The sequence below is a fragment of the Streptomyces sp. NPDC003691 genome (genome assembly GCF_053981115.1).
Window position 1 is genome coordinate 45460 of the sequence record NZ_JBSFNQ010000053.1, and the last position, 9394, is coordinate 54853.

Annotated in this window: 6 protein-coding genes; all 6 read left to right on the forward strand. The window is 72.4% G+C overall.

All coding sequences use genetic code 11. From position 1 onward, the window contains the following. The first annotated feature begins 92 nt into the window (after positions 1-92). On the forward strand, positions 93-1685 hold the full coding sequence (locus ACWDR0_RS23450; protein ID WP_456353698.1) for a long-chain-fatty-acid--CoA ligase: 1593 nt from the start codon (positions 93-95) through the stop codon (positions 1683-1685). Positions 1686-1729: 44 nt separating this feature from the next. Then, positions 1730-1987, forward strand: a complete 258-nt coding sequence (locus tag ACWDR0_RS23455) for a phosphopantetheine-binding protein (RefSeq protein ID WP_456353699.1) — start codon at positions 1730-1732, stop codon at positions 1985-1987. After that, positions 1974-6227: an amino acid adenylation domain-containing protein gene (locus ACWDR0_RS23460; RefSeq protein WP_456353700.1), complete on the forward strand. Its 4254-nt coding sequence runs from the start codon at positions 1974-1976 to the stop codon at positions 6225-6227. The genes ACWDR0_RS23455 and ACWDR0_RS23460 overlap by 14 nt, the downstream gene beginning before the upstream one ends. 70 nt (positions 6228-6297) lie before the next feature. After that, the gene (locus ACWDR0_RS23465) at positions 6298-7329 is read left to right on the forward strand and encodes an ABC transporter substrate-binding protein (RefSeq protein ID WP_456353701.1); all 1032 of its coding nucleotides are present in this window, start codon (positions 6298-6300) and stop codon (positions 7327-7329) included. Between the two features lie 74 nt (positions 7330-7403). Continuing rightward, positions 7404-8369, forward strand: a complete 966-nt coding sequence (locus ACWDR0_RS23470; protein WP_456353705.1) for a FecCD family ABC transporter permease — start codon at positions 7404-7406, stop codon at positions 8367-8369. After that, a complete protein-coding gene (locus ACWDR0_RS23475) occupies positions 8366-9169 on the forward strand; it encodes an ABC transporter ATP-binding protein (RefSeq protein ID WP_456353702.1) in 804 nt (267 codons plus the stop codon). The genes ACWDR0_RS23470 and ACWDR0_RS23475 overlap by 4 nt, the downstream gene beginning before the upstream one ends. Positions 9170-9394: the final 225 nt, after the last annotated feature.

The window sequence follows — 9394 nt, forward strand, 5'->3', positions numbered from 1 at the left end:
GCGCGGCCATCACATCCCGGCGTGCCGCCGCCCCTTCCGGTGGTGGCACGCCCCCCGGCAGACCGAGAGCACACCGAGAGGCAGACCCGCCCATGGCCGAACCGTCCGCGCCCGGGACACCCGGCGACAGGCTGCACCACCCCCTGCTCACCACCCTCGTGGAGACCGCGCGCTTCCACGCCGAGCACCGCCCGGAGGTCACCGCGGTCGTCTGCGAGGACCGCGAAACCAGCTACGCCCGGCTGCACCGGGAGAGCAACCGCATCGCCCATGCCCTCCGGGCGGCGGGCGCGGCGCCCGGCGCCCGGATCGCCTATCTGGGCAAGGAGTCCGAGCACTACTACGAGATCCTCTTCGGCTGTGCCAAGAGCGAGACCGTCCTGGTCCCCATCAACTGGCGGCTGACCGCCCCCGAGGTCAGCCATATCCTCCAGGACTCCGGCAGCGAACTGCTCTTCCTGGAGGACGAGTTCGCCGGCGTCCTCGACCGGCTGCCGACGGCACCGCCGAAGACGGTGGTCCGGCTGGCCCCGGGCGACGGCCCGGCCGCCTGGACGGCGGGCCGTCCGGACACCGAACCCGAGTCGTCCGCGACGCCGGACACACCGGTCGCCCAGCTCTACACCAGCGGCACCACCGGCCTGCCCAAGGGCGTCGTCCTCGCGCACCGGAGCTTCTTCGCCGTCCGCGACGCCCTGGCGAGCGAGGGGCTCGACTGGATCGACCAGCGGACCGATGATGTCGCGCTGGTCGGCATCCCCGGCTTCCACGTCGGCGGACTGTGGTGGGCGACCCAGAACTTCAACGCGGGCGTGACCGTGGTGTCGATGCGGGCCTTCGCACCCCGGGAGGCGATCGACCTCGTCCGGGACCGGGGCATCACCACCGCATGCGTCGTCCCCGCGATGCTGCGGATGATGCTGGGCGAACCCGGGGTGAAGCCGGACGACTTCACCACCCTCCGCAAGATCGTCTACGGCGGGTCGCCGATCTCCGAGGCCCTTCTCGAAGAGAGCCTGGCCGTGTTCGGCAGCGAGTTCGCCCAGATCTACGGGCTGACCGAGACCGGCAACACCGCCGTCTGCCTGCCGCCCGCCGACCATGTCCCCGGCCACCCCCGGATGAAGGCCGCAGGACACCCCTACCCGGGGATCCTCAGCAAGGTCCTCGACGGTGACGGCAAGGAGCTGCCGGCGGGTTCCGTCGGCGAGATCTGCCTGGCCACACCGGCCCGGATGGTCGAGTACTGGGGACTGCCCGGCAAGACCGCCGAGACCCTCGTCGACGGCTGGATCCACACCGGCGACGCCGGATACGTCGACGAGGACGGCTACGTCTTCATCCAGGACCGCATCAAGGACGCCATCCTCGTCGCGGGCGAGAACGTCTACCCCGCCGAAATCGAGAACGCCCTGGAGCGTCACCCCGGAGTGGCCGAGGCGGTCATCGTGGGCGCCCCCGACGAGCGGTGGGGCGAGAAGGTCCATGCCTTCGTGGTACCCGTCGCCGGGCAGGAACCCGCCCCGCGCGACCTGCACCGGTTCCTCGTCGACCGGCTGGCCGCCTTCAAACTGCCCGCGGCCTACGAGTTCATCGAGCACGTACCGCGCAATCCCAGCGGCAAGATCCTCCGCCGCGAACTGCGCGATCGCTTCTGGAGCGACGCCGACCGCAAGGTCAACTGACCCGGATCCGCTCCTCCCCCTGCGGCTAACCAAGAGAGAACACCATGCCCGAGCCCTTGACGCTGGCCGCCTTCCGCGCGGATCTGGCGGAGTTCCTTCATCAGCAACCGGACGAGGTCGACCTGGACGAAAGCCCACTCGACGCGGGCCTGGACTCGCTGCGCATCACCACCCTCGCCGAACGATGGCGCGGTGCCGGTGCCGAGGTGAGCTTTGTGGAGCTCGCCGAGCGCACCTCCTTCGGCGAGTGGTGGAAGCTGCTGTCCGAACGCCAGGCGGGAGCGGCTGATGCCGACGTCTGACCCCCGCGCCGAACGCCGGCCGCTCCTCACGGCCCAGGAGGGCATCTGGGCCGGGCACCACCTCGACCCGGACAGCCCGGCCTACAACACCGCCGAGTACGTGCACATCCACGGTCCGGTGGACCCGGTGGTCTTCGAGAAGGCCCTGCGGCACACCGTCGCGGAGACCGAGGCCCTGAACGTCCGCTTCGTCACCGACGAGACCGGCCGGCCCTGGCAGGTGAGCGACCCCGGTATCGAGTGGGAGCCGCACCTCACCGACCTGACCGGCGAGGACGATCCGCACCGGGCCGCCCTCGCCTGGATGGCCCGGGACATCGACCGGCCCCTCGACCTGACCCGCGACCCGGTCTTCGGCCATGCCCTGCTCCGTACGGCGCCCGGCGAGTACCTCTGGTACCACCGCGTCCACCACATCGCGCTGGACGGGTTCGGCCTCTCCCTGGTCGCCCGCCGGGTGGCGGAGGTGTACACCGCCCTGGTGGCCGACGCCCCGCTGGGCGAGAGCGGCTTCGGCACCCTGGAGTCGGTCCGGGAGGAGGAGGCCGCCTACCTCGGCTCGGAGCGCTTCGCGAAGAACCGCGCCTACTGGACCGGGCGGTTCGGGGACCGCCCGGCGGTTCCCAGCCTCACCACCGAACAGGCGCTGCCCGCCCGTACCTTCCTGCGCCGGGTCGTCGACCTGGATCCCGCCGAAACGGCACGGCTGCGCGCCGTCGCCGCCGAACTCTCGGTGACCTGGTCGGATCTGCTGCTCGCCGTCACCGCCGCCTATGTCCACCGGGTCAGCGGCGCCCCCGAGGTCGTGCTGAGCCTGCCCTCGATGGGCCGGCTCGGCTCGGTGTCCCTGCGGGTGCCCTCCATGGTCCGCAACATCCTGCCCCTGCGTATCGCGGTGGGCGAGCAGGACGGCCTGCGGGACCTGGCCGTCAGGGTGGCCGAGGAACTGCGGGCGGGCCGGCCGCACCAGAGGTACCGCTACGAACAGCTCCGGCGGGACCTGAAGCTGGTCGGCGGCAAGCGGCGCCTGTCGGGACCCGGTGTGAACATCATGCCGTTCGAGTACGACCTCCGGTTCGGCGGCGCGCGCAGCACGGTCCACAACGTCTCCGCGGGACCCGTCGACGACCTCGCGGTCAATGTGTACGACCGTGCCGAAGGCGCGGGCCTGCGTATCGCCCTCGACGCCAACCCGGAGCTGTACGACGAGGCGGGACTGGCCGCGCACCAGCGGGAGCTGCTGGCGCTGCTGCGGGAGGCGCTGGCCGAGCCGGACCGGCCGATCGGCCGGAGCCCGTACACCGTCCTGGACGGCGGACCGCTGCCCGGACCGGCCCGGCCGGTGCTGGGCCTGATCGCCGACCACGCCGCGCGGCGCGGTGGCGCCACGGCCGTCGAGCACGACGGCCGGAGCATCACCTACGCCGAACTGTTCGGCTCGGCTCGGCAGCTCGCGCGGCGCCTCACCGCCGGTGGCGCGGGCCCCGGCGCCGTGGTGGCCGTCGCCCTGCCGCGCGGTATCGACGCGGTCACCGCGATCCTGGCCGTCCTGCTCTCCGGCGCCGCGTACTGCCCGCTCGACCCCGACGCGCCGGAGACGAGGACCCGGGCGCTCCTGGAGAGCGCCGGGCCGTCGCTGGTCCTCACCCATACCGCGCAGGCCGGGCGGTTCGCGGACCGCCCCACCCTGCTGCTGGACGCCCCCGGCGACGGTGCCGAGGCGCCCCTCGCCCCGGCCGGCACGGCCGACGACCTGGCCTATCTCATCCACACCTCGGGCTCCACCGGGCGGCCCAAGGGGGTGGAGATCAGCCACGGCGCGCTGGCCGTGTTCGTCGCCGGTGCCGCGCACCGCTACGGCCTGCACCGCGACGACCGGGTCCTGCAGTTCGCGCCCCTGCACTTCGACGCCAGTGTCGAGGAGGTCTTCCTCACCCTGTGCACCGGTGCCACCCTCGTCGTCCGCACCCGCGAGATGACCGAGTCGCTGCCCCGGTTCCTGCGGGACACCGACCGGCTGCGGATCAGCGTGCTGGACCTGCCCACGGCGTACTGGCACGAGCTGTCCTACGCCCTGTCCACCGGCACCGTGCCGCTGCCCGGCGGAGTGCGCGCCGTCATCATCGGCGGCGAGGCCGCGCTGCCCGAACGCGTCGAGCGCTGGCGGAGCACGGTCGGCACCTCGGTGCGGCTGTTCAACACCTACGGTCCGACCGAGGCGACGGTCGTGGCCACGGTCGCCGACCTGCACGAGACACCCGCGGACCCCGGTGACGTACCGATCGGCACCCCGCTGCCCGGGATGCGCGCCGCGGTCGTCGACGGCGAACTCCATCTGATCGGCGACGCGCTCGCCCTGGGCTACCGCGGGGCGGACGCACCGGACGACTCCCGGTTCACCACGCTCGCACAACTGCCCGGCAGTCCGCGGGCCTTCCGCACCGGCGACCTGGTGCGCGTGGGGGCCGACGGTCAGCTGCGGTTCCTCGGACGGGCGGACGACGAGTTCAAGATCAGCGGACACCGGGTCCACCCCTCCGAGGTCGAGGCGGCCCTGCTCGCCCAGCCGTACGTCCGCGAGGCCGCCGTGGTCGGACAGGTCCTGCCGGACGGGACCCGGCGGCTCGCCGCCCATATCGTCGCGGAGGACCCCCGGCCCACCGCGGCCGAGGTGCGGGAGGGGCTGCGGAAGGTCCTCCCGGCGGCCATGGTCCCGTCCGCCGTGGAGTTCACCGGCCGGCTGCCCCGCACCAGCACCGGGAAGATCGACCGGAAGGCCCTCGGCACCGTCGTCGCGGAGCGGACCGCCCCGGCGGAGGAGACCGGCGGGCTGGAGGCGGCCATCACCCGGATCTGGTCCCAGGTCCTGGGGGTCGAGGGCATGACGCCCGAGGACGACTTCTTCGACCTCGGCGCCCAGTCGCTCCAGGCCATCCAGGTCGCCAACCGGCTCGGCGCGGAGCTGGCACGGGAGGTCCGGGTCGCCTGGCTCTTCGAGCATCCGACGGCCGCCGACCTGGCGCACCGTCTGGAGGGCCGCGGGGAGACCCCGGCCGCCGCGGCCCTCTCGGAGACCGTCGTGGCCGATGCCGTACTGGACGACGACATCCGGCCCGGCGCCGCGCCGCGCCCGGCCGGCCCACCGCGCACCGTCCTGCTCACCGGTGCCACCGGCTTCGTCGGCCCCCATCTGCTGGCCGAGCTGCTCCGTACCACCGACGCCGAGATCGTCTGCCCGGTCCGGGCCGCGACCCCCGACGAGGCCGCGGACCGGATCCGGCAGGCCCTGGCGGCCCAGGAGATTCCGCTGCCGGACGGCGCCGAGCGGATCACCGCGGTCCCCGCCGACCTCTCCCGCCCCGACCTGGGTCTCGGGGCCGACCGGCTGGCGCGGCTCGCCGAGGTCTGCGACGCCGTCGTCCACAACGCGGCGACGGTCAGCATCATGCGCGACTACGGCAGCCTGCGCGCCGCCAACACCGACTCCACCCGGCTGCTGCTGCGGATGGCGTCCGCGCGGTCCGTCCCGGTGCATCTGGTGTCGACCCTGTCGGTGGCCCCGCCCCGGAGCAGCAGTCCCGAGGTGCCCGAGGCGTTCATCCCCGCGCATCCGGGCCTGATCAGCGGCTACCAGCAGTCCAAGTGGGCATCCGAACGCCTGCTGGAGCAGGCCGCCGAACGCGGTCTCCCGGTCACCCTGCACCGGCTGGGCCGGGTGACGGGCGCCGCGGACACCGGCCAGGTGAACCGGCGGGACTTCCTGTTCAGCGTGCTGGCCTCCGGTATCCCCGCCGGGATCGTGCCCGAACTGTTCGACGCCGAGGTGTGGACCCCGGCGGACTACGTCGCCCGCGCCGTCGTACGGCTGTCGCTGACCGCCGAACCCGGGTCCGTGTTCAACCACGCCCCCGTCGAGCCGGTCCGCCTGGCGGACGTCTACGACTGGGTGCGGGAGTACGGGTACGACGTCAAGCGGCTCCCGCTGGGGCAGTGGCGCAGGGAACTGCCCCGCTCGGCCGATGTGGCGGCGACCACCGGCGCCTTCTTCGACTCCTTCACCGTCGACGAGGACACCGAGCCCGAGCTGGGACTGGGCCGGGTCCGGGCGGACCGGGTGCTGCGCGGTCTCGAAGGCACCGGTATCAGCTGCCCGCGGGCCGACCGGACGCTGGTGTTCCGATACCTGGACCACTGCGTGGAAAAGGGCATCCTGCCGGCCCCCGGCAGCCGGAAGGTCTGACCTTCCGGGAACTCCGGCCCACCCCGCACCGACTACTTGGGCGGAGTCTTCCCCGCCCCAAGGAGATCGTGTGCAGACGAAACGGACCGCTGCCGTGGTCCTGGCCGGTGCCCTGTGCCTGGCCACCACCACGGCATGCGGGGCCTCGTCGGCCCCGGCGGACAAGTCCGCCGGGGGCGCGAGTGCCCCCGGATATCCGGTCACCATCGAGAACTGCGGCCGGACCACCACCTACACCAAGGCCCCGAGCCGGGTGGTGGTCATGAACGGCGCGTCCGTCGCCGAGGTCTCCTCCCTGCTGGCGCTGGGCCTCGGCGACCGCGTCGTCGCGAACCAGCAGTCCTACGGCCGCTCCGAGGTCCCCGGCCGGGCCGCGGCCATCAAGAAGCTGGCCACCGGCGACATCAAGCTCAACGACGCCTACGACGTCCCCCGCGAGGCGATGCTGGGCCTGGCCCCGGACCTGGTGCTGTCCACCACGTCGTACGGCTTCGACGCCAAGAACGGCTTCGCCACCCGCGACGATCTCAAGGCCGTCGGTGCCCACACCTACGTGTCCCCGCAGGGCTGCGACCAGGACACCTCCCGGATGACGGTCGAGGACAGCTACCAACTCCTGCGCGACCTCGGGAAGGTCTTCAACGTCGGCGACCGCGCCGAGAAGCTCATCGCCGACTCCCGGAAGCGGATCGCCGAGGTGTCGGCGAAGGTGAAGGCAGAGAAGAAGCCCAAGGTCATGGTCGTCTTCTCCAATATGAGCATGGGCGGCAACGACTTCAGCTCCATCGCCGCCCACGGCATCTGGAACGACGTCCTCGCCAAGGCGGGCGGCAGCAACGTCTTCGCCGCCGCCTCCCGGACCGCCTTCGCGGACCTCAGCAAGGAGAAGGTCGCGGCCGAGCAGGTGGACGCCCTCGTGGTGATCAGCTACAACGACCCGGATCCCGAGGCGTACGCCCGCAAACTGCTTAAGGAGTTCCCCCAGTGGCCGGCCGCCAAGAACAAGCGCTCCCTCGTGCTGTCCGACTCGATCTACCTCGGGCCCAGCAACGATCTGGCCGTAGCGGCGATCGCCGGGATGCTGCACCCGAAGAACTTCTGAAACACCCCGGCCGGCGCCGCCGGCCGAACTCCGCCCTGGTGCTGGTGGCCCTGGTGGCCGTACTGCTGGGCGCCATGATGGTGGCGATCAGCATCGGCGCCGTGACCGTACCGCTGGCCGAGGTCTGGCAGATCATCTGGTACCGGGTCACCGGCCGCGGGGCGGTCACCGACCCCGCGACGGACCAGATCGTCTGGAACTTCCGCACTCCGCGCGTCGTACTGGCGGCGCTGGTCGGCGCCGGTCTGGCCGTCGCCGGAGTGGTCCTGCAGGCCGTCGTCGCCAACCCGCTCGCCGACCCGTACGTCCTGGGCGTCTCGTCCGGCGCGTCGCTCGGGGCGGTCCTCGTCATCACCCTCACCAGCGGCGCGCTCGGCGGCCTCGGCGTGTCCTCGGCGGCCTTCCTCGGGGCCGCGCTGGCGGCCGCCCTGGTCTTCTTCCTCGGCCGGAAGCAGGGGCGGCTCGCACCGACCCGCCTGGTGCTGTCCGGGGTCGCCGTGGGCTATCTGTTCCTGGCCGCCACCAGCTATCTCCAGCTCCAGGCCACCCCGACCGAACTGCGCACCGTGATGTTCTGGATGCTGGGCAGCGTCGCCGGTGCCCAGTGGGGACAACTGCCGCTCGTCACCACCGTTGTGATCACCACCACCGTGGTCCTGACCCTCTTCGGCCGGCGCCTCAACACCCTGCTCGTCGGAGACGAGTCCGCCACCGCCCTCGGCGTCGACGTCCACCGGCTGCGGGCCGTACTGCTGGCGCTCTCCTCCCTGGTGACCGGCGCGGTCATCGCCGTCGCCGGCGGCATCGGTTTCGTCGGCCTGATGATCCCGCACCTGGTGCGCCTCACGACCGGCGCCGACCACCGCAGACTGCTCCCCCAGGCTGCCCTGGTCGGCGCCATCTACCTGGTCGTCGTCGACCTGCTCGCCCGGACCGTCCACCGCCCCAACGAGCTGCCGCTCGGTATTCTCACCGCCCTGTTCGGAGCGCCCTTCTTCCTCTGGCTGCTGCGCCGCAACAAGAGCCTGGACACCGCATGAAGCTGACCGTCGAACAGATCCACGTCGAACTCGGCCACCGTCCGGTACTCCACGACGTGAACCTGGAGGCCGGGCCCGGCGACATCGTCGGCCTCGTCGGACCCAACGGCAGCGGGAAGTCCACCCTGCTGCGCACCGTCTACCGTTCGCTGCGGCCCCACCGCGGTGTGGTCCGCGTGGACGGCGACGACGTCTGGGGACTGACCGCGCGCGGCTCCGCCCGCCGCACCGCCGCCGTCCTCCAGGACGCCGGCGGCAGCCCGGCCGGCATGTGCGTCAACGAGGCCGTGGCCCTCGGCCGCACCCCGCACCACGGCCTCGTCGGCCGCGACAGCCCCGAGGACCACGAGGCCGTGGAGGAGGCCCTCGACCTCTGCGGGATCCGGCATATGGCCGAACGCGACATCACCTGTCTCTCCGGCGGCGAGCGCCAGCGGGTACTGCTGGCCCGCGCCCTCGCGCAGCGCCCCCGGCTCCTCGTCCTCGACGAGCTGACCAACCATCTGGACGTACGCGCCCGCTTCGAACTCCTCGACCTCATCCGGGGCACCGGCATCACCACCCTCGCCGTCCTCCACGACCTCGACCTGGCCGCCCGCCTCTGCGACCACCTGGTGGCGCTCGACGAGGGCCGGGTGGTGGCCGCGGGCCCGGTCCTGGAGGTCCTGACACCCGAACTGCTGCGCCGGGTGTTCGGCGTGGCCGCCACCGCCGACCGCCACGCCGACGGCGTCGTACGCATCACCTACGCGGCACAGCCCCTGGCCCTGGAGCAGTTGTCCGAGGTCAGAGTGAGCTGACGGGGCGGCCGTACCGGACCCTCCCGACAGACGCGCACGACCCGTACGACCCGTACGACTTGTGCGAACCGTACGACTTGTGCGAGCTGTGCGACCCAACAGCACTGACAGACCCGTCGGCCCGGTGGATCCGGGCCGACGGGTACGGCCCGGTGGCCGCCCCGGAAGGAGCGGATCGGACGAGCGGGGGGGGGGGGGAGAGGGTGGGAGTGTTGGGGTATATGT